The following is a 20,049-nucleotide window of genomic DNA, read 5'->3' on the forward strand; positions in this document are numbered from 1 at the left end:
AAACAACTCCTTCGGAGAATGAAGATTATGGCTAAAACACTACTGACGCCCCTAACAATCATCGCAGTCTCAATCTCAGCATCATTGGCTGGATTCGCCCCAGTGACCTATGCAAGTGAAGATGACCGCATTAAACAACTCGAGCAACGCATTGACGCGCTTGAAGCAGATTTAATCGAAGCGAAAGATGCCGCCAAGAAAGTAGACAGAGTTAAGTTTTCTAGCAAAACGCCAGCACCTGAATTCGTCTCTAAAGATGGTCGCTCCACCATGAACTTTAAGGGCCGAATTCAGACTGACTATGTCCACGCTGACGATATGTACACAGGCAAAAAGCGTGAGCTTGAAGAAGGTTTTAGCGATACCAGCATTCGCCGTCTTCGCTTTGGCGTAGAAGGCTATTTCGCCCGCGACTGGGAATACGAAATTGAATTCGATTTCGCTGATAATGAAGTTGATTTAAAAGACGCCAATGTCACCTATAAAGGTTGGGATGACTCACAACTTGTGATTGGCTTCCAAAAATATGCATTTGGTATGGAATCAACCCAAAGCTCAAGCCGCTTAGTTATGCTAGAGCGCAGTGTGGTAGACCGCTTTGCTCCTGATCGCGCTGTAGGTCTGCAATACCGTTATGTTAGCGATAACTTTGCCGCACATTTAGGCTATGGCGTTGATTTTGGCGTTGATGATTCCGATGAAGATGATGTGACAAATCCAAAACTGAGCGTAGTTAATGCCCGTATAACAGGCACGCCAATTGCCAGTGACGGTCACTTATTGCATCTTGGTGCCAGCTTACTCTATAGCCATCACAATGATGATGCATTAGAAACCCGTTACCGTGCTCGACCAAGTAGCCGACCAACAGGTCGCATTATCGATACCGGCAAGTTTGATGCTGAGAGCACCATGCATTATGGCCTGGAAGCTGCCTATCAGTATCGTGGCTTACGCTTACAAACTGAATATGTCAAAGCCAGTGCCGATCAAGTTGAAGACCCTAGCATTGATGTAGATGCCTATTACCTGATGGCCAGCTATGTACTGACCGGAGAGAAGTGGGGCTATAAAAACAAAAAAGGTACCTTCAAGGCCATCCGTCCTAACAAACCATTATCTGAAGGCGGCTTAGGTGCATGGGAAATTGCGCTAAGAATGGATCAAGCTAACTTTAGCGACGCATCGGCAGATATAGATGGCGGTGAAATGACTGACTATGTACTTGGTTTAAACTGGTATATGGAAGACAACCTCAAGCTGCAGCTGAACTATGTTTATGCTGAAGCTGAATATGACAACCCGCAAAGCAACATGGATGATGCCACTGAGCAAGATACCAATATCATTCAAGCCAGACTGCAATTTGCCTTCTAGGAGCGTCCTATGAACCGATATACAAATATATGCTTAGGCTTACTAATTTGTGGTTGTAGCAGCGCCGCTTTAGCCTTACCCAAAGATGCGTTTAGTCAATTGGAATATCATGTCAATACTGGGGTAGATAACACCCTACCCTACGCAGCAACCGAGCTCACTTACGCCTTTAAACAGCAATTTAGCTTTTTGGATATGGAAGACAAATTATCGGAAAAGTGGGTCACCTTTATTGATACCCCTGACCGCATCTTTGCCAAGAACAACATCTATATCCGCGTGCGAGAGCATATGACCAAGCCGAGAAAGAGTAAGGTCACGGTTAAATTTAGGGCTGCCGATCCACAAGGGTTCGGCGAACTAGATGACTACTCCAAGGCTGAAATTGACTTTACCAAAAACAAGGCGGCTTACAGCGTAAGCTATGACATGAAGTACTCACCGGCGGACATTGATGTGAAGCGGGTAGACTTTGACAAGGTGTTTGCCCTCTTAAAAGGCAATGATGATATTTGGCCCAAATTGCAGCCCAGCTATCAACAAGCCAAAGGCAAGCTAATTCAAACCATCGTCATGCGCACCCATGGCTGGGAAGGCGCACTGAAGAACTCGAAATATGACAATCTAGAAATCGATTTTCAAATCTGGACGCCATATTACCGTAAGCCCAGAGTCACGTTTGCCGAGTTCTCATTCAAAGGCAGCGCCGCCGATAAAGCCGAGCTTGATCAAGCATACAAGCTACTGGCTGAAAAAGTCAGCGCCACTGGTTTAGCGGACAAAGGACATCAAGGCTCTAAGACCAAATCAACATTCAAGATGACCCCAGGGTTTAATCGATAACCCCCGCTTTAGAGCCATACCTGCGCTCTCAGAGGTATGGCTCTCTTTTCCACATTTAGTTTACACAGGAGATGCCTATGTTTGGCCTATCTCGGGTGACCTCTTTGCTTTCGCAAAGCCAGTCAACTGAAGCACAAATCTATGAATTCTTTGACCACATCACGCTCGCGCAGCACAAATTTGTGCAGCTATGGCAACACTATTTACGCCACGGCGCCGAAAGCGAAGCCTTTGTGGTTGCCTTGGCTGAGTTACAAGATGTTGAAAAACAAGCTGACGATTTACGCCGGGAAATTGAAAATACCCTCTATCGTAAGACTTTGATCCCGGATCTGCGCTCAGATGTAGCCTTGCTGATTGAAACCGCCGACCGACTGATTAACCAGCAAGAAACCATTGGCTTGCACCTGCAAATCGAGCGGCCTGACATTCCACTGTCGGTACATGCTGAGCTGATGGAGCTGCTTGAAGCTGTTGGCAACACGATAGATCACACCTTGCTCTGTGCCCGCAGCTTTTTAAGCGATCTACGCCGCGTACAGGAATACCACCAAAAAGTCATTCTGTTTGAAAGCGATGCCAATACCTGCTGCACCCGCGCTAAAACCAAACTGTTTGAAACCGACTTGCCACTAGTCAACAAAGTGCAGCTGCGCTACTTCTTCGATCGCATTGATCAAGTCGCCAGCCAGGCCGAGGACATTAGTGATCGTATCTCAATCTTCACCTTAAAACGCATGCAATAGCAGAGGAGGGCTTATGGATTTAACCTTCGCAATCTTTCTTTCCAGTGGTTTATTTTTAGGTTGGTCGCTTGGCGCCAATGATGCGGCAAATGTATTTGGCACCGCTGTTGGTACCCGCATGGTGCGCTTTTCTACGGCGGCGATTATCTGCTCCATAATGGTGGTTTTAGGCGCGGTGATTAGCGGCGCCGGCGCATCCCATACCCTGGGAGCCCTAGGCAAGGTATCAGCCCTTGGCGGCGCATTTACCGTGGCGCTTTCAGCAGCAAGTACTGTGTATTTGATGACAAAGTCTGGCCTGCCGGTTTCAACCGGACAAGCCATTGTGGGTGCAATTATTGGCTGGAACCTATTTAGCGGCATGCAAACCGATCCGAAAATATTAAGCAAAATTGTCTCTACTTGGGTGATGTGCCCAATCCTTGCTGCAATTACTGCAGTACTGCTCTATAAAGGCGTCAATCGCTTGATAGACTGGCTCAGACCCGGGTTGTTCTCACTAGATTTTTGGACCCGATTAGGCCTAATTACCGCCGGTGCATTTGGCTCCTATAGCCTAGGCGCCAATAATATTGCCAACGTGATGGGCGTCTTTGTCAGAAGCTCACCACTGGAAGAGAGCGTGTGGTTTGGTCTCCATTTTAGTCCGGCAATGCAGCTGTTCTTTTTTGGCGCAATAGCAATAAGTATTGGTGTATTTACCTACTCTAAAAAAGTCATGTTGACTGTTGGAGACAACCTTATTGCTATGACGCCAGTCACCGCCTGGGTTGTGGTCATGGCCCACTCCATCGTGCTGTTTATATTTGCATCCCAGGGCTTGTCGGACACCGCGGTCGCCTTAGGTTTACCCCCCATTCCCTTGGTACCCGTTTCTAGCTCCCAGGCAGTGATTGGCGCAGTCGTCGGTATTGGGCTACTCAAGCGATTACCAATCCAGTGGCGCATGCTGCTACGCATTCTATCTGGCTGGGTAATCACGCCAATCTTATCGACCATCGCTTGTGTGATTGGTTTATACCTAGTGCAAAATATCTTTAGCCAAGTTGTGGTTTAACACTTTGCTCAACGAACTTATTTATTCCTCTACAAAAATGGAGCCATTTGGCTCCATTTCTTCATTTCGCATCTTGATTTAGCTGACCGCGGCATGACGCGGCAGTGCAATCGAAATCAAACACGTCAGCAATAGCATGGCGGTTGATACATACAAGCAAGCCGTTAAGCCATACCCTTGATAGAGCCAGCCAGATAATACAGTGCCCAATAAACGCCCCATAGCATTAGCCATATAGTAGAAACCGATATCGAGGGACACCCCATCATCTTTGGCATAGCTAACAATTAAGTAGCTATGCAAGGATGAGTTAACGGCAAACACCACACCAAAAGCAAGCAAGCCGATGATCACGCTCCATAGTGGATCAAAACCAAGTCCCATTGCTATAGCAATCGCAGCAGGAAGAAATGCTAATAACCCCACCCAAATCATGGCACTGCGGCCATCGGGCATTTGGCACTTATTTGTATCAGCTTGGTTTCGCTCAGTGCCAGTAAACTTAGGCGCAAATGATTGCACCACGCCATAACCTATCACCCAAGCGGCGAGAAAGCCTCCGACCAAACTATGGGGCAGGCCCATTTCACTGGCTAAGAACACCGGCAAGGCCACCACAAACCAAACATCCCGTGAGGCAAACAAAAATAGACGCGCAGCTGAAAGTACATTGACCGAACGGCTCTTAGAGAACATCTCGGAAAACTTAGGCTTAGTTTTGGCTTTACCCAAGTCCTCCCCAAGGCTGAACACACTATAGAGCCAGACCAAGCCGAGAGCCGTCGCCATCAAGGTCAAAGCACCGTGGAAGCCAAACCAGCTGAGCAAGGCACCGCCAAGAAAGAAACCAACCCCTTTTAAGGCGTTTTTTGAGCCGGTTAGCAAAGCTACCCAGCGATATAATTGCCCTTCCTCTCCTTTCGGAACCAATTGTTTTATGGCGCTCTTGGCACTCATTTTATTGAGATCTTTAGCTATGCCAGAAAGCGCTTGCGCAGCCATGACCCAAGGCACTCCTGCCATTGCAGACCAAAGAAAATCGTTTGGAACCATAAGCATGAACAATGCAATGACTTGCATCCCCAACCCAAGGTTCATGGTGCGATTAAGACCAAATCGAGCACCAAGCCAGCCACCCAGTAAATTGGTGACCACGCCAAAAAACTCATAGAAAAGGAACAACATGGCAATTGCTAATGGGCTGTAACCGAGTTGGTGAAAGTGCAGCACGACCAACATACGTAGTGCACCATCTGTCAGCGTGAACGCCCAATAATTGCCAGTCACAATCAAGTACTGACGAATTGCAGGGGACAGGTTACGAAGCATGCTCAGACCCATGTGGTTCACTTCTCTATTTCATTCATCATTTATTTGTCGCACATCATATTTATGCGCATTGCACAGGCGCATGTTAGTCAATGCGCACTATCTAAGCTTTCTGATCAAGACGACCGATTTTACGCGCCAACTCCGCAGTACGGTTCGCATATCCCCACTCATTGTCATACCACACATATAGTTTCAGCTGCGTGCCATTGATAACCATTGTCGATAGCGCATCGACAATACTTGAACGAGGATCAGTTTTATAATCCACCGACACGAGTGGACGAGTTTCATAACCGAGAATGCCAGCAAGTTCCCCTTCGGCAGCTTCTTGCATCAACTGATTAATTTCCGCCTCTGTAACGCTACGTTGCATTTCGAACACACAATCGGTCAAGGATGCATTGGCCAACGGCACACGAACCGCATGGCCATTCAACTTGCCTTTTAGCTCTGGAAAAATATGAGTAATCGCTGTCGCACTGCCAGTTGTCGTCGGAATTAAGCTCTGACCACAAGCTCTGGCACGACGTAGATCTTTGTGAGGCGCATCCAAAATCGTTTGCGTATTGGTAATGTCGTGAATGGTCGTCATTGAGCCATGCTTAATGCCAATCTTCTGATGCAGCACTTTAACCACTGGTGCTAGGCAGTTTGTAGTACAAGAGGCCGCGGTCACGATAGGATATTTGTCTTTATCATAAAGATCATCATTCACCCCCATCACGATATTCAAAATCCCGTCTTCTTTGACCGGTGCAGTAACGACAACGCGTTTTACACCTTGATCGAGGTAGGTCTGCAGTTTGTCCTTTTGGCGCATCACACCCGAAGCTTCAATGACCAAATCACAACGAGACCAATCGGTTTGTCCAATTTCCATATTGCGCGACGTTTGAATCGCCTTGCCACCAATCACGATTTGATTGCCGTCAGCCGTTACAGCGTGATCCCAGCGGCCATGCACTGAGTCAAACTCAAGTAAATGCGCTAGCGTCGCTGCATCCCCTGCAGGGTCATTAATCTGAACAAATTCAACATCGTCCCACTGCCAAGCAGCACGTAATGCGAGTCGACCCATACGGCCAAATCCATTGATACCAATTTTAATTGTCATACTTACCTCAGGTTTTGTTTGGGCTAACGCGCATCACCCTCTTAAATGCTTCATAGAAAGCACAGAATATACTGACCGATAATATATGGTAAAACGCATATCATAAAGCACTTTTTAACAATAATGCTGAGATTTGCTCAAGGATTATTCGCGAATAGGTCGCTCTTGCATGTGCAATAGGTTGAATTGCTCTTGCTTAATAAAAGACTGGTTTTCACGGCTGGTTTCGGCCAAGACTTGGCAAGCCCACTCCGGGAGTTCGGGATTGATACGGTAATAAACCCATTGGCCTTGGCGACGATCCACCAACAAACCATTTTGTCTCAGCTTTGCTAGATGACGAGAGATTTTCGGTTGAATATCATTTAAAGCAGCCATGAGCTCACACACACACAGTTCTTCATGCTGCATAATGAGCAGCACGCATTTGAGTCGTGTTTCATCTGACAAAGATTTGAAACAAACTGTGGGGCTTATCATTGGGCTCCTACACTAAACCGAAAGTTCTATTGTTCATGATTTGGCACTGCATAGAAAGCACCAATTTAAAGTCGCTCATGATGAAACCACAAAACATGCATTTAATAACACCTTTATTACAAGTTAATCCATAAAGTGTGACCCACCGATAAAGAATTGCACTCGCTTCTAAGTAAAAACCACATACATCCGGGCAAACGTTGCCCGTTTGTTGTCTGTTTTTGTAATCAAACAATCCCGAAATTACCCATGGAAAATTCTGCAAAGACAGGTAAAATATCTCCACTTTAGTTGGCAGGTTGATTCATCTGGCTTATGCAGGGTTTACAATAATCAAGCCGCCTATTGAATCGAGCCCAGCAAACATAAATACAAAAGAAATCATTTCGTGTTCAGCAGTAAGAGAGGCTGGGCAACGAAAGCACTACCCTACTCAAACCATTCAGAGGTCTACTCGTCATGAGTCTTGCCGATTCAGTTCTAGCTGTTAACAATGATTTACCCATCCGTACTAACGACCCAGTGCACAGTGGCAAAGTCCGTAGTGTTTATTGGCTTACCGAAGCCGATAGCCGTCGTTTGATTGAACAAAAAGGCTATGATGTCCCTGCCGATACTCCCCTTGCGATTATGGTCATCAGCGATCGAATCTCGGCGTTTGATTGCATCTTCCATGGCGAAGGCGGCATGCAAGGTATTCCCGGTAAAGGCGCAGCGCTCAATGCTATTTCTAACCACTGGTTTAAGCTTTTTAAAGAGCAAGGGTTAGCAGATAGCCATATTCTAGATATTCCACACCCTTTTGTTTGGATTGTGCAAAAAGCACGTCCAATTATGATTGAAGCGATTTGCCGACAGTACATCACGGGCTCAATGTGGCGTGCGTATACCAAGGGCGAACGTAACTTCTGTGGGATTGAACTGCCTGAAGGTTTACAAAAAGACCAAAAGTTACCAGAGCTGTTAATGACGCCATCCACTAAAGGTATCTTGAGTGGCATTCCTGGTGTACCAGAGCAAGATGACGTCAACATCACTCGCTCTGATATTGAAAACAACTATGAAGCATTCAAGTTTGAGAAACATGAAGACATTGCACTTTATGAGAAACTGTTATCTGAAGGCTTCGCTGTAATTGAAAAGGCTCTCGGTAGCCTTGACCAAATTTTTGTCGACACTAAGTTCGAATTTGGCTATGTCAACGATGTAAATGGCCAGTCAAAACTCATTTACATGGACGAAGTCGGCACTCCTGATTCATCTCGCATATGGGATGGTCCAGCCTACCGCTATGGGAAGGTCGTAGAGAATTCAAAAGAAGGTTTCCGCCAAATGCTATTGAATCACTTCCCAGATCCTGATGTTTTGCTCAACAAAGATCGCATGGATGAGCGTAGCGCACTCGCAAATGACAACGCGCTACCAACCGAAGTGATGATGAAGGTTTCTGCGACTTATATCGATATTGCCGAAAAAATTACCGGTGAAAAACTCGAGTTGTCGCAAAACCCGAAAGCAGAAATTATCGAAATTTTAAAAAATGATTACGACTTAATTGTTTAGTCATCACAATATCTCAGGTTAAAAAGGCGCCGAATGGCGCCTTTTTAGTTGCTAAAACAAAATCAATTAAGCCTGATATTGCTTTAAAAACATTGAAACGGAAGACTCAACAATCGCTTTTGTCGCAGCATCATCAAGCTGTGGTGCTTGTGTAATCACTTGCGGCCAAAATGCAAAAGACTTTATTAGTCCAATAAATTGTGTTGATGCCATTTCATAATCAAGTGGCTTTAAACGCCCATCCTCCTGCGCGGCTTTTAACCAAACAATGAGGCCACTTTCAGCAACACTCAATTTCGCCAAATTTTGCTGCACCATGTCAGCAGAATGAAAACACTCCGCAATCACGAGTCTCGACATACGCATGTGCGCTTCAGATCTCAATAACGCCGCCTCCTGCATCGCTATGTCATAAAGCTGAGTCGCTAGCGGTGCCGTCTTGCTATAAGGATAGCAAGTCGCAGCGAGCGCTTTTTCCCATACTTGCGCCATGATTTCTGAAAAAAGCACTTCTTTGCTAGCAAAGTGATTGTAAACCGTCCGTTTCGACACTTGGGCTCTCGCTGAAATTTTATCCATGCTCGAACCTTGAAAACCACATTCATGGAACTCTTCTATCGCAGCATCAATAATTGCTAGACGTTTACGCTCAGTCAATGTGAGCTTTTGGGAATTCAATGGTGGCGTTCCTTATCTTACTTTAGAGTTTTTAGCTGACTACAGGCCATCTTTCGCAAGCCAGCGGCTTCATTTTTGCCGATAAGCATATCATTTACCCATAAATATTACACTACGCAGTTTACTTTTCACAAACCCACAAGTAAACTACTCAGTGTAGTTTACTTGTGGACTGAAAAACAGGTCATATGTTTATGCAACAAGACCAGCCCCAGAGTTCGCGACACATGACCTTCAGGGCTGAAACCGGAGTTTCAACAGAGAACACGATGCGCACTCTTTTCATTGCAAGTTTGATTGGGCTATTGCTCAGTTTATGTTTAGGACTATTTTTTATGAAGCTTAATTCAACAAATGCTGCTGAGCTCCAGCAATCCGTTATTCGTACACACAAAACAAGTCAGCCACCAGCGATGTTCTTGGATGGGAAGTTCCACAATCAAGATACGAGCGTCGTGCAAGATATGAGTAAACTTGGCAGTATTTTATGGCGCTATATGACGGAGAAGCGTATTGCGGCAATACCTGAACATCCGGTTCCAGTAGAGGTGATACCTATCGAAGCATTGCAACAATCTGTGAATACCCTTATCTATCGTTTAGGCCACTCGAGCATATTGATGAATTTTTCGGGAGAAACATGGTTAATTGATCCCGTGTTTTCAAAACGAGCCTCCCCTGTACAATGGGCCGGTCCTGCTCGCTTCCATCAACCTCCTATAAGTCTCAAGGATTTACCTTCTATTCAAGGAGTGGTCATTTCCCACAATCACTATGATCATTTAGATTACGATACAATCCGCCAAATCCACGCTCGAGTTGCACACTTTGTGGTGCCGATGGGCGTTAAACACACCTTGATCAAATGGGGAGTCGATCCCGATAAAGTTCAAGAGCTGAATTGGTGGCAGACCACGCACCTTGGCAAACTAGCAATCACGGCAACGCCAGCACAACACTTCTCAGGCCGTGGCCTGACAGACACCGATCAATCACTGTGGGCGTCTTGGGTGTTTAAAAGTGAGAGTGCAAATATTTTTTACAGTGGTGACAGCGGTTATTTTGACGGGTTTAAGCAAATAGGCGAGCAATTCGGCCCCTTTGATATCACACTCATGGAAACTGGTGCTTACGATAAAGACTGGCCAGATATCCACATGCATCCACAACAAACTTTACAAGCGCATATCGATTTAAAAGGAAAACGTCTGTTACCTGTTCATAACAGCACTTTTGATTTAGCAATGCATCCTTGGTATGAGCCCTTAGAGCAATTAGTACAGTTGGCGAGTGCGTCTAATGAGGTCGTACTTACGCCGCTGATGGGGGCGCCTATCCGTTTAAATGAACTACAACAAGCCCATGTTCTAGAAAATCAGGATCATCAACAACGATGGTGGCGACAACTCGATCCAAATTTTGTCGATGTCATTCACAAGGCTCCGAACAATAAAGACGCTACACAATCAGCAGAGGTACTGCAGCCTGTTACTTAAGCGCAGGGTTTTTACCCACTAAAAACAAACGCCCAATCAAAAGGGGCATAGCCCTTCAGCTTATGCCCCTTCCGGTTGTATGAACCTTTCCCTTTTTTAGGTCTTTCAGTTCTCGTTTTAAACAGTGGACTGGTCACCACCGCCTTTAACGCATTGTCATAAATTTGTCCCCGACCGTGGTCATAATCATGGGGCTCAGGTTTACGCTTTGCCATAAATAGTTCTCCGTTTTAAAAGCGAGCACATTGTAATCTAACCAAGCAATAAAATGCGAATTAGATTCATTTTTATACCAAGGCTATACTATACACTATACCGTTGATTCAAATTTAAGCTCATCGTCAAGGATTGATCTTTATGCTTAAGAAAATGAAATACCCACTTTTATGTTTTATAGGTCTACTTTGGCTCCCAAGCGCCTTTGCAAAACAGTGTGTATTAACTATGGGTTACCGGACTAGCGAGCGCCTACCTTATATCCAAAAAGCCCCGAGTAATGACGGCTTTTATTTTGATTTGTATGACAAGGCAGCAAAACGAATCGGTTGTCGTCTAGAGATATTGCGCGCGCCAAAAAAACGCATCCTTAGGGAGCTCGAGTTTGGGCGTATTGATTTCTATCCCAACTTAAATTACTCGCCGAAGCGCAACAAGATCGCGCACTTTATCGCGAATGGGCTCCCCAGTAACCAAATCGGTATTAGTCGTCGCCAAGATCCTGAAGTGACCGATATAAACCAACTGTTAACTCGAAATAAAACCTTGTTGATCGCGCCGGGTAGTCATATCGATGGTGGATTGCCAAAACATTTGTCAACGCGTCAGCCTCCAGAGATGGACATTAGAACCGCCATTGAATTGATACTGCAGAAAAGTGGTGACTTTTTTATTTATGAAGAAGCAAGTATCCGTTATCACTTGACCCAATTTCCGAATCCAGAAATTAAAATCCACCATAAATGCTGTGTCAATAACAACAAAATGTATTTGGGCTTTTCAAAAATGAGCCCTTACTATGCCTCAGAACCTAACGCGGACTATGACCGTAAACAGCCTCTCAGCCCGACCAACCAACCGGAGAAGTTGCTGGTTTCGAGTAAAGCAAATCAATTTGCTAAGTCGCTATCGCGGATGCATCAACTTGGGATCACGGTAAAATTGAGAGACCTCTATTTCAACAATAATCAAAAGCGCTATGCGACTCACGTTGCAAATTAGAAACTATCAGGCACCTAACTGACCCCAAGAAGCGCCGCTGAACACCTCAACTCTACTGTGAACGTTCAAGTTTAAAAACGCACAAAAAAACGAGCTTCGAATTGAAGCTCGTTTTATTGCAATCTGCGCATAAACGATTGAAACATCGATTCAGATGTTTCAATCATTCATGGCGTCCTTCCCTTTCCACAAAAAATGGCGACTAAGCGCCACTAATTGCCAGCAATCTTCATCTCACTGAGTAAAATGCCACCGGTGCGGATCGATGATCGTAAATCTCTATCTTTACCGACAGCCACAATCCCAGCAAACATATCTTTTAAATTACCAGCGATGGTGATTTCTTCGACAGGAAATTGAATTTGGCCATTTTCGACATAGAAGCCAGCTGCACCTCGTGAATAGTCGCCATTAACCATATTCACACCTTGCCCCATGACCTCTGTGACAATAATGCCTTTGTCCATGGTTTTAATCATATCCTCAAAACTATGGCCAGTATCCGATAGAGTCCAGTTATATATACCACCAGCATGACCTGTGCTGCACATGCCCAATTTACGGGCTGAGTAACTTGTCAGCAAATACGTCGCTAAAACGCCATCATCAATGATTTTTCGATCTTTAGTCGCAACCCCTTCGCTATCGTATGGGGCGCTCGCAAGCCCACCGAGTAAATGCGGCTGCTCTTGAATACTAAACCAATCTGGAAACAGCTGAGTGTTAAGGCTATCAAGTAAGAAGCTCGACTTACGATATAAACTACTACCACTAATCGCCCCAACCAAATGACCAACGAGACCGGTCGAAATTTCTGGTGCAAGCAATACCGGAAGGCTTGTTGTCCCGATTTTCCGAGCCCCGAGACGACCAAGTGTTTTTTCTGCGGCCTTTTTACCAACGGCCTCTGGCGTCCATAAATCAGCGAACCGGCGGGCTACTGTATAGTCGTAATCGCGCTGCATATTGCCATCACTTTCGCCAATGACAACACAACTTAAGCTATAGCGAGTACTACAGTAGCCATTTAAAAAGCCATGGCTATTACCATAGACCTTGATACCACTGTGTGCATTCGCACTCGCGCCATCTGAATTTTTAATCCGGGGATCTGCAGCCATGGCAATGGCTTCTGATTTGGCTGCCAACTGCGCCAGCTCATCTGCGGTCACTGCTTCTGGGTAATAGAGTTGCAAATCTTGATTGTCTTGAGCCATCAAAGACGCCTCGGCAAGGCCATGACAAGGGTCGCTCGATGTATATTTGGCAATATCATCCGCAGCTTTTACAGCTCGTTGGATTGCTTCAGGGCTTAGATCTGAAGTCGATGAGCTCCCTTTACAACCGTCTCGATATAAAGTGATGCCGAGCGCACCATCCTTATTAAATTCAACGGTTTCCACTTCTTGCAAACGCGTCGAGACGGAAAGCCCTTGCTGTTTACTAATTGCAACTTCTGCTGCGCTTGTTCCTAACTCATCCGCGTATTCTAACGCAACACCAACCGCTTCTTTCAGTGAAGCGAGCTCAGCGTCAATTCTATTTCCAGACACAGAAAGACCTTCATTTTTCAATCGTGTACTAAGCATATCAAACCGATAGCGCAATCTCATTAATTAACTGTAAATGGCAACTAGGCGAAGATTCGTTAAAAATGCTATTATTGTCTCGATAATGACTTAAGATTTAAGAGATTTTTTATATGAATATTGTTGGTGACTCAGAACATTTCAAGCAACCCTATGATCATGATGACGAATACGTTAGTCGCAGTGATCTGAAAAAGGAGAGCGCTGAGATCCAAAAGCTTGGAGAGCGTTTGGTCACGCTGAGTAAATCTCAGCTTGATAAAATCGAAATGGATGAACTCCTGTACGACAATATTCTAAAAACCAAGACGATTAAGGCTAAAACGGAAGCATACCGTCGCCATTTACAATACATTGGCAAACTCATGCGTACTGTAGATTTAGATGCTTTGCGTCTCTCACTCGATCACGCGTTGAATAAAGACAACCATGAATGCGCAAAGAACCAAATTACTGAAAAAACCTGCCAGCGTTTAATCGCAGAGGGGGATTCGGAAGTACAAAAGGTTCTCGAGACTTATCCTCAGCTTGAACGCCAAAAACTGCGCCAGCTCATTCGTCAAACCAAAAAAGAGCAGACTAAAAATCCGCAAGCTGAATCAAAATCGGCGAAGGAACTATTCAAGTACATTCGCGCAGAAATGACTGGCTAGCCACCGCGGCAGGCTACGAATGGCTAAGAAAGCCACCCGGATAAAAAAGCCTGCTTCAATGCAGGCTTTTTACTTTATTCCGTTTCATATTTATCTGGTACAAACAATTGATTATCAAGAGGCGAACGAATGTAGCCTTCTTTATTGATATCCGGCAGTTCAATCGGTGGGTGGACCACTTCTTGATAATCGACCTGCTCAAGTAAGTGACTGATACAGTTTAAACGAGCTCGACGTTTATCATCAGAGGGGACAACCCACCAAGGGCACTGACGTCCATCGGTATAAGTAAACATTTTATCTTTTGCTTCAGAGTATTCAGCCCAACGATTTCGAGACTCAAGATCCATAGGACTAAATTTCCAGCGCTTAATCGGCGTGTTAATTCGCTCTCGAAAGCGTTTCTCTTGTTCTTCATCAGAAACAGAAAACCAATACTTTAAAAGTACAATCCCAGAGCGCTGTAACATACGCTCAAACTCTGGACATGATCGAAGAAACTCTTCATATTCATCATCGGTACAGAAGCCCATCACCTTCTCGACTCCGGCTCGGTTATACCAGCTCCGGTCAAACAATACGATTTCACCGGCCGAAGGCAGATGAGCAACATAACGCTGGAAGTACCATTGGCTTTTCTCTCTTTCAGTCGGCGTCGCGAGCGCTGCAATTCGACAAATCCGCGGATTAAGTCGCTCCATTATTCGTTTGATGACCCCCCCCTTTCCGGCAGCGTCTCGACCTTCAAATATCACAACGATTTTTAAGCCTTCTTGCTTCACCCACTCTTGTAATTTCACCAGTTCAATCTGTAATCGAACCAACTCTTTTTCATAGAGCTTTTTGTTCATCCTAACCATGTCATCCCCCTGTCAAAGATTTTGTCCAGTTGTTGAAGCGCATAGCGTAGTGAACTCATGGCGAAACGCTCAAAAAACACTTGGCTATGCATACTGTATCTTCACCTCGTACCCATAACTTTAGTTATTTTTTGAACAATTGACGAGTTTTCCACCTTTATTTTTCAATAAGATGTAATCAGAGCGGTGCTCGCACGACAGCGAGTCGAGAGGTAATGAGCAGAAAAGAAAGCGCAGGGCTTATTCCTTGCGCTTTTCATCAAGAAAAACAGCATCAAGCGCATCGCAATAATTGGACTGCACTTGAGGAAACTCTGTAAAATTTAGTGAGCCTCTAGCTGGCCTCGACGCCAGTGGACCCCTATCAATGCAATCGCAAAATACAGTACGAATAGCCCCCATAATTGCAGCCAAACATCGGCAACGCTCTCCCAGGGTGCACCCATTTGATTCAGCTTGATGATAGCCATGATTCCAGGTACACCTGGCATGAGCTGCGACCCCATCACCAATGGCTCTGGTATGAGCTCCAGCGGCCAGATAAACCCGGTTAAAAAGAGGATAGGCATTGAGATCACCAACATGAACTGTGTGGGTAAATCTCGTCTAACAAATGCACAGCTAAATGCAATTCCGGCTGCACAAGTCGCGAGGAGAAACGGCAGCATAAACAGCGCCAACTGGCTTAAAGTAGCCAAGGATCTGAGACCGTAAAAATAGGCACACCACCCGAGGTAATAACTGGCAAATGTGCTGTAAATCAAGCCAAATGCAACAAGGCGGCCTAAAACCAACTGCAACGGGTGCACTGATGACCAATAGCCAGAATGACGCCATTGACCCGCGCCAAGAATACCAGTGCCGATTAACAAGGTTTGATGCAGCACGAGGAGCAACACCCCTGGCACCACGTAGCCCATATAGCCAAGGTTTGGATTAAATACTGGCACACTATTCAACTCAATCGGATTTAAAGTGACCTTGGCCACTTTGGGGTCATTCCCTTTTGCCAACAGCCCAATAAACTGCACATATTGCTGGGCATTACGTCCGACAGAGACGAGACCTTCAATAACCGCGGAATAGACCAGAAAAAAGTTCGCATCACCACCATAACCTAAGGTAACTCCCCGGTTTAGCATCAAGTCACGCCTGAATCCTTGTGGAATATGGAGCACGCCGTGGGCCTTGCCTAACTCAATCCATCGTTGCGCCTCGGGTAAACTGGCGAGTTTGGCGACAACCTGTAGTTTTGGGCTTGCGTCAGCATGTCGCGTCACTTTACGGCTTAAAGACGAATTATCTTGGTCAACAACGACTAACTTCTGCTCTGTCGGCACTTCATAACTATAAGGCAATGGATATAGCACTGAATAGAAAAGGACGCCGCCAAACAAGGTCACGGCAATGGCTTTGTCTTGAACAATCGCGCGTAATTCATGCAGCACTAATTGAATAAAACTCATGCTAGACACCACCAGCTAAAGCGTTTTGATCAGCAAAAATGCCATCCCTAACCTTAATGGCAAGCACAATGATAAGGGGAATTAACAAACTATAACCCCAATAATCGGTAAGCTGCTCGAATAACTGTGGCCATGCCTGACCGTAACTCACTAAACCAATGTGACTATCGATGTAGTGACTTGACGGCATTAACTTTCGCCACCATTGTGCCAGCATCGGCATATCATGGGTGGGAAAAGTAATGCCCATAAATGGAAAGGCTGGCGCAAATAATGCAGAGCAAAAACTAATCACTCGAGCACAGTCTTGCAATAGAAAGAAAATAGCCACAACCAGTAACCAAATGGCCACGAGCATCACCAACTGTGCAACCAATAATTGCCCAAAAGTTCCCGCAAGCGGTAAACCAAGAAACTGATACAGCAAAGCCAAAATCAATCGCCCTTGCATCACCACTAACGGCACATAAACGATAGCTTTTACCCCAATACCACGCCAAATGCCGTGGGAAAACCAGTCTCGCATCGTATTTTGTCGCAGCTCTCGGTTGAGGCTATTCGCAAAGATAAGCATCGCCATCAGCTGACCCAAGGCAATCAAAACCGGTGGCAGTAAAAAAACCACATAGTTGCTATTGTGGTTATACAGTGCGGTGACCTGCGTCTGCAGCGGCTGCATTTGTAACTCGGCTTGAACCTTAGGGATCCCCATACTCAGTTGCTTTTGCCGTGCAACATCTCGAAGCCCATCAGCAAGGCTTTGTTGGATCTGACTCGAGAGCAATTTACCAACCAACAAAAACTGACTGTTATAACGGATATCTATTCCGGGTTGTCGGCCGGTTAACATATCTCGTCGAATCGATTGAGGGATCACCACCATCGCATAGACATCCGCTTGCAACATGGCACGCTTGGCACTTGCGAGATCTGAATAGCTCAACACCCTAGCCGCTGGGTTGGCTTCGATACGTCGAGTTAAACTGCGGGACAAGCTTGTATTATCCATATCGACCACGGCAACAGGAAGATGCCTCGGCAAAGCGGCGCTAAACAGCCACCAAATACAAAAAATTCCCAGTAGTGGAATATAGCTAATTAACGCAAGTTGCCATGGATCGTTCCACAGCGCTTTAAGCTCACGTTTGATCAAGCTAGTCATTGCGAGCATGATCAGTTACAAACTCAGTAACACAGACATACCCACACGCAAGTCTACGATGGGATCAACAGGAGTTAACTCAATTTCAAAAGTGCGCATATCAAAATCATGACCACTTTCTGTCGCACGCCAATTGGCAAACGTTCCCATGACGCTAATATGACTCACAACAAAGGCATATTTTTGGCCTAATGCGGGGATCTCAACATCAAGCTGTTGGCCTTGCTTAAATTGGTGCAGTTGATCCTCTCGCACTTGAAATATTGCCCACGCATCCTGCATATCGATCAGACTCATCACCGGAAAACCACTTGGTGCTAGCTCACCGGCCTGAAGCAAGACTTCACTGATCTCACCGCCGCGAAAAGCTCTGATTTGACTATCTGCAAGTATGGCACTCACTTCATTCACAGCGCCTTCGGCTTGACGAGCCTGTCCCGCAGCTGCGGCTTTCGTTTCGCTACGCGCACCTTCTTGCGCCATTTGAAACGCCGCATTTGCTGCTTGCTCGGTATATTTCGATGCTTGCCATTGGGTAAATGCTTCATCACGCTTTTGACGAGCAACAACCCCGTCAACAAATAGGTTTTCCACGCGATTAAAAGTTGTATGTGCTAATTCGGCAGCAGCTTTTGCTTTTAACCACTGCTCTTTTGCCATCATAATTTGTTGCTTGCGGGCGCCATTGTCCGCTTGTTGCTGCATCGCTTTGGCGGCATCCCTGCTCCCTTGAGCTTGCATTAACTTGGCATCTAACTCTGGGCTTTGAATCGAAAACAACATATCGCCCTCAGTGACCATATCTCCGCGCCGTACTAAGACTTGCTCCACTCGACCAGGAACCTTGGACGAAATATTGTACTCTCGCGCTTCAATTTGCCCCTGCAATCGTGCGGGTTTCGGCGTAAAAGCGAGTTTTAAGCCGTAAGTCAAGATCAAAACGAGACCGAGTAATGCCGCAATGGCCAATACTCTATTTGTGCGCATGGGAGTTCTCCGAGGTCTTTGAGCGACCAATAAATTCATCAACTTGACCACTAACGGCCATTAATCTGGCAAACGCTTGAACATAACGATAACGGGCACCAAGTTGCTGTGTGCTCACTGCAGTCAGCTTAAGCTGTGCATCCACGCGCTCAATGGAAGTAGATAGCCCTTGAGAAAAAGCGAGGTCACGAAGTTTTAAATTTTCTTTCGCTAAGCTTAATGACGCATTCAGTGCGAGCACTTCCTCTTGTGCTTGCAATAAGCGACGATAACTTTGATCGACCAATAAGCTTAAATCTTGTGTTGTTTGCGCTTTCGTGTGTTGCGCCTGTAACAAAGCACTTTTTGCCGCTAAAACTTTACCGCTACGCCCATCTCGACTTAACAAAGGCATTCTCACACCCACACCAACCATCCAGTCTGGCTCCATTTTGGAAAACAAACTGTCGTCCTCGTATAAGGTGTAATTGCCGTAAAGAAATACCGTTGGCTTATAACTACCAAGCTCAACGGCGACCAAACCTTCGGCTTGCTCAGCTTTCGCATCTAACAGTCGAAGAGCAGGGTGTTGGTGCAACGTTAATTGTGTTAAATCTGGCAATGAAGGCAAGCGCTCTAACATAAATAACGGGGAGTTGGTTAATACCGATTGCTGATGTAGCATTCTCGACAGGGCAATTTGCGCCATTTCATACTGACGTTTGGAACTCCCTAAACTCACTCGCGCGTTCTCTAATGCAACCTGTGCATTAAGGCGCTCTACCTTAGCGATCTGCCCTTGAGCTTCAAGTTTTTGCGCATGCTCAGCGTGATGCGACAATGATGAAACCAGCTGCTGCTGTGTATTCATCAAGGTTTGCGTCACTGAAACCGCATAATAACGATCAACAAGTGCAGTAAACAACTGCCGTTGTTTTAGCAACTTTTGTTGCTCTTTTTCGGTCACTTCCGCTGCGTGAATGGCGTGGGCAGCGGTAATCTTTCCCCCGGTATAAATCGGCCACATCGCTTGCAAGCTTGCTCTAAATACATCTTGCTCAGTAAAGGGCGTGACATAAAGAGAATTCGGTATCGCCGCCATCGCAGCACCAAGAGCTGGAGGTAAGCTGCTGGGCTCCAACGACGCCAGTGGATTTAAGTCTCTCAAATCAAGTTCGAGGGGCTTTTCTAAATGCGTATAGCTTCCGCCGATACTCACCGAAGGATAGTCGAGGCTATGACTTGCCTCTTGCTCCGCACGGGCGCGATTCACTTGTTGCTGCTCCGCCTGCAATGCATCACTGACCAGCAATAGTCTGTGCCACGCTTGCTCAAAACCATATTCCTGGGCAGAAACCGAACCAGAAATCAGTATTAAGATAATTAAAGGAAAAATTCTCACTTACGCCTCTAGAGCAATGACTCTACTTTGGGTTATTTTAGCATTCA

Annotated in this window: 19 protein-coding genes; 8 read left to right on the forward strand and 11 right to left on the reverse strand. The window is 45.7% G+C overall.

Annotated features, from left to right (window positions below; genetic code table 11):
• Positions 1-27: 27 nt before the first annotated feature.
• From IEY18_RS13390 to IEY18_RS13405, 4 genes are all read left to right on the forward strand, one after another.
• Complete coding sequence (locus IEY18_RS13390; RefSeq protein WP_188921649.1) at positions 28-1,377, forward strand: OprO/OprP family phosphate-selective porin; 1,350 nt, start codon at positions 28-30, stop codon at positions 1,375-1,377.
• Positions 1,378-1,386: 9 nt separating this feature from the next.
• Positions 1,387-2,220, forward strand: coding sequence for a hypothetical protein (locus tag IEY18_RS13395; protein WP_188921652.1), 834 nt, complete (start codon positions 1,387-1,389; stop codon positions 2,218-2,220).
• Between the two features lie 77 nt (positions 2,221-2,297).
• Positions 2,298-2,966, forward strand: coding sequence for a DUF47 domain-containing protein (locus IEY18_RS13400; RefSeq protein ID WP_188921654.1), 669 nt, complete (start codon positions 2,298-2,300; stop codon positions 2,964-2,966).
• Between the two features lie 13 nt (positions 2,967-2,979).
• The gene (locus tag IEY18_RS13405) at positions 2,980-4,023 is read left to right on the forward strand and encodes an inorganic phosphate transporter (protein ID WP_188921655.1); all 1,044 of its coding nucleotides are present in this window, start codon (positions 2,980-2,982) and stop codon (positions 4,021-4,023) included.
• A 78-nt stretch (positions 4,024-4,101) separates the two neighbouring features.
• On the opposite strand, the gene arsJ is transcribed toward IEY18_RS13405, so the two are convergent.
• The 3 genes from arsJ to IEY18_RS13420 all read right to left on the reverse strand — a co-directional run bounded on the left by arsJ (position 4,102) and on the right by IEY18_RS13420 (position 6,946).
• Positions 4,102-5,352: an organoarsenical effux MFS transporter ArsJ gene (arsJ, locus tag IEY18_RS13410; protein WP_188921656.1), complete on the reverse strand. Its 1,251-nt coding sequence runs from the start codon at positions 5,350-5,352 to the stop codon at positions 4,102-4,104.
• Between the two features lie 103 nt (positions 5,353-5,455).
• Positions 5,456-6,469, reverse strand: coding sequence for an ArsJ-associated glyceraldehyde-3-phosphate dehydrogenase (locus IEY18_RS13415; protein WP_188921657.1), 1,014 nt, complete (start codon positions 6,467-6,469; stop codon positions 5,456-5,458).
• Between the two features lie 144 nt (positions 6,470-6,613).
• A complete protein-coding gene (locus tag IEY18_RS13420) occupies positions 6,614-6,946 on the reverse strand; it encodes a metalloregulator ArsR/SmtB family transcription factor (RefSeq protein ID WP_373290752.1) in 333 nt (110 codons plus the stop codon).
• A 462-nt stretch (positions 6,947-7,408) separates the two neighbouring features.
• Here IEY18_RS13420 and IEY18_RS13425 point away from each other — a divergent pair, with 462 nt between their 5' ends.
• On the forward strand, positions 7,409-8,512 hold the full coding sequence (locus IEY18_RS13425; protein ID WP_188921659.1) for a phosphoribosylaminoimidazolesuccinocarboxamide synthase: 1,104 nt from the start codon (positions 7,409-7,411) through the stop codon (positions 8,510-8,512).
• A gap of 66 nt (positions 8,513-8,578) precedes the next feature.
• Here IEY18_RS13425 and IEY18_RS13430 read toward each other — a convergent pair whose 3' ends face one another.
• Entirely contained in the window at positions 8,579-9,190 is a 612-nt protein-coding gene (locus tag IEY18_RS13430; RefSeq protein ID WP_188921660.1) for a TetR/AcrR family transcriptional regulator, read from the reverse strand.
• Positions 9,191-9,525: 335 nt separating this feature from the next.
• Here IEY18_RS13430 and IEY18_RS13435 point away from each other — a divergent pair, with 335 nt between their 5' ends.
• Positions 9,526-10,686 carry an MBL fold metallo-hydrolase gene (locus tag IEY18_RS13435; protein ID WP_229779901.1) on the forward strand — a complete coding sequence of 387 codons (1,161 nt, stop codon included), beginning with the start codon at positions 9,526-9,528 and terminating at the stop codon, positions 10,684-10,686.
• Between the two features lie 11 nt (positions 10,687-10,697).
• Here the strand turns inward: IEY18_RS13435 and IEY18_RS13440 are convergent, their stop codons facing one another.
• Positions 10,698-10,901, reverse strand: coding sequence for a ribosome alternative rescue factor ArfA (locus tag IEY18_RS13440; protein WP_188921661.1), 204 nt, complete (start codon positions 10,899-10,901; stop codon positions 10,698-10,700).
• A 142-nt stretch (positions 10,902-11,043) separates the two neighbouring features.
• Between IEY18_RS13440 and IEY18_RS13445 the strand changes: the two genes are divergently transcribed.
• Positions 11,044-11,904, forward strand: coding sequence for a substrate-binding periplasmic protein (locus IEY18_RS13445; RefSeq protein ID WP_188921663.1), 861 nt, complete (start codon positions 11,044-11,046; stop codon positions 11,902-11,904).
• A 212-nt stretch (positions 11,905-12,116) separates the two neighbouring features.
• Here the strand turns inward: IEY18_RS13445 and pmbA are convergent, their stop codons facing one another.
• The gene (pmbA, locus tag IEY18_RS13450) at positions 12,117-13,457 is read right to left on the reverse strand and encodes a metalloprotease PmbA (RefSeq protein ID WP_188921665.1); all 1,341 of its coding nucleotides are present in this window, start codon (positions 13,455-13,457) and stop codon (positions 12,117-12,119) included.
• 149 nt (positions 13,458-13,606) lie between these two features.
• Between pmbA and yjgA the strand changes: the two genes are divergently transcribed.
• Positions 13,607-14,146 (forward strand): ribosome biogenesis factor YjgA, encoded by a 540-nt coding sequence (gene yjgA, locus IEY18_RS13455; RefSeq protein WP_188921667.1) that lies wholly within the window; start codon positions 13,607-13,609, stop codon positions 14,144-14,146.
• A gap of 74 nt (positions 14,147-14,220) precedes the next feature.
• Here yjgA and ppk2 read toward each other — a convergent pair whose 3' ends face one another.
• The 5 genes from ppk2 to IEY18_RS13480 all read right to left on the reverse strand — a co-directional run bounded on the left by ppk2 (position 14,221) and on the right by IEY18_RS13480 (position 19,984).
• A complete protein-coding gene (ppk2, locus tag IEY18_RS13460; RefSeq protein ID WP_188921669.1) occupies positions 14,221-15,006 on the reverse strand; it encodes a polyphosphate kinase 2 in 786 nt (261 codons plus the stop codon).
• A 323-nt stretch (positions 15,007-15,329) separates the two neighbouring features.
• Positions 15,330-16,472, reverse strand: coding sequence for an ABC transporter permease (locus IEY18_RS13465; RefSeq protein WP_188921671.1), 1,143 nt, complete (start codon positions 16,470-16,472; stop codon positions 15,330-15,332).
• Position 16,473: 1 nt separating this feature from the next.
• Positions 16,474-17,634, reverse strand: coding sequence for an ABC transporter permease (locus IEY18_RS13470; protein ID WP_188921673.1), 1,161 nt, complete (start codon positions 17,632-17,634; stop codon positions 16,474-16,476).
• 15 nt (positions 17,635-17,649) lie between these two features.
• Positions 17,650-18,621 (reverse strand): HlyD family secretion protein, encoded by a 972-nt coding sequence (locus IEY18_RS13475; protein ID WP_188921675.1) that lies wholly within the window; start codon positions 18,619-18,621, stop codon positions 17,650-17,652.
• On the reverse strand, positions 18,608-19,984 hold the full coding sequence (locus tag IEY18_RS13480) for a TolC family protein (RefSeq protein ID WP_373290753.1): 1,377 nt from the start codon (positions 19,982-19,984) through the stop codon (positions 18,608-18,610). The genes IEY18_RS13475 and IEY18_RS13480 overlap by 14 nt, the downstream gene beginning before the upstream one ends.
• Positions 19,985-20,049 lie beyond the last annotated feature (65 nt).

Source organism: Shewanella gelidii, from assembly GCF_014647855.1.
Taxonomy (GTDB): Bacteria; Pseudomonadota; Gammaproteobacteria; order Enterobacterales; family Shewanellaceae; genus Shewanella; species Shewanella gelidii.

Bases quoted from the DNA above. Each gene is read 5' to 3' on its own strand.
- IEY18_RS13390 (WP_188921649.1), top strand. From the start codon at position 28: ATGGCTAAAACACTACTGACGCCCCTAACAATCATCGCAGTCTCAATC.
- IEY18_RS13395 (WP_188921652.1), top strand. From the start codon at position 1,387: ATGAACCGATATACAAATATATGCTTAGGCTTACTAATTTGTGGTTGT.
- IEY18_RS13400 (WP_188921654.1), top strand. From the start codon at position 2,298: ATGTTTGGCCTATCTCGGGTGACCTCTTTGCTTTCGCAAAGCCAGTCA.
- IEY18_RS13405 (WP_188921655.1), top strand. From the start codon at position 2,980: ATGGATTTAACCTTCGCAATCTTTCTTTCCAGTGGTTTATTTTTAGGT.
- arsJ (WP_188921656.1), bottom strand. From the start codon at position 5,352: ATGCTTCGTAACCTGTCCCCTGCAATTCGTCAGTACTTGATTGTGACT.
- IEY18_RS13415 (WP_188921657.1), bottom strand. From the start codon at position 6,469: ATGACAATTAAAATTGGTATCAATGGATTTGGCCGTATGGGTCGACTC.
- IEY18_RS13425 (WP_188921659.1), top strand. From the start codon at position 7,409: ATGAGTCTTGCCGATTCAGTTCTAGCTGTTAACAATGATTTACCCATC.
- IEY18_RS13435 (WP_229779901.1), top strand. From the start codon at position 9,526: ATGAAGCTTAATTCAACAAATGCTGCTGAGCTCCAGCAATCCGTTATT.
- IEY18_RS13440 (WP_188921661.1), bottom strand. From the start codon at position 10,901: ATGGCAAAGCGTAAACCTGAGCCCCATGATTATGACCACGGTCGGGGA.
- IEY18_RS13445 (WP_188921663.1), top strand. From the start codon at position 11,044: ATGCTTAAGAAAATGAAATACCCACTTTTATGTTTTATAGGTCTACTT.
- yjgA (WP_188921667.1), top strand. From the start codon at position 13,607: ATGAATATTGTTGGTGACTCAGAACATTTCAAGCAACCCTATGATCAT.
- ppk2 (WP_188921669.1), bottom strand. From the start codon at position 15,006: ATGGTTAGGATGAACAAAAAGCTCTATGAAAAAGAGTTGGTTCGATTA.
- IEY18_RS13465 (WP_188921671.1), bottom strand. From the start codon at position 16,472: ATGAGTTTTATTCAATTAGTGCTGCATGAATTACGCGCGATTGTTCAA.
- IEY18_RS13470 (WP_188921673.1), bottom strand. From the start codon at position 17,634: ATGACTAGCTTGATCAAACGTGAGCTTAAAGCGCTGTGGAACGATCCA.
- IEY18_RS13475 (WP_188921675.1), bottom strand. From the start codon at position 18,621: ATGCGCACAAATAGAGTATTGGCCATTGCGGCATTACTCGGTCTCGTT.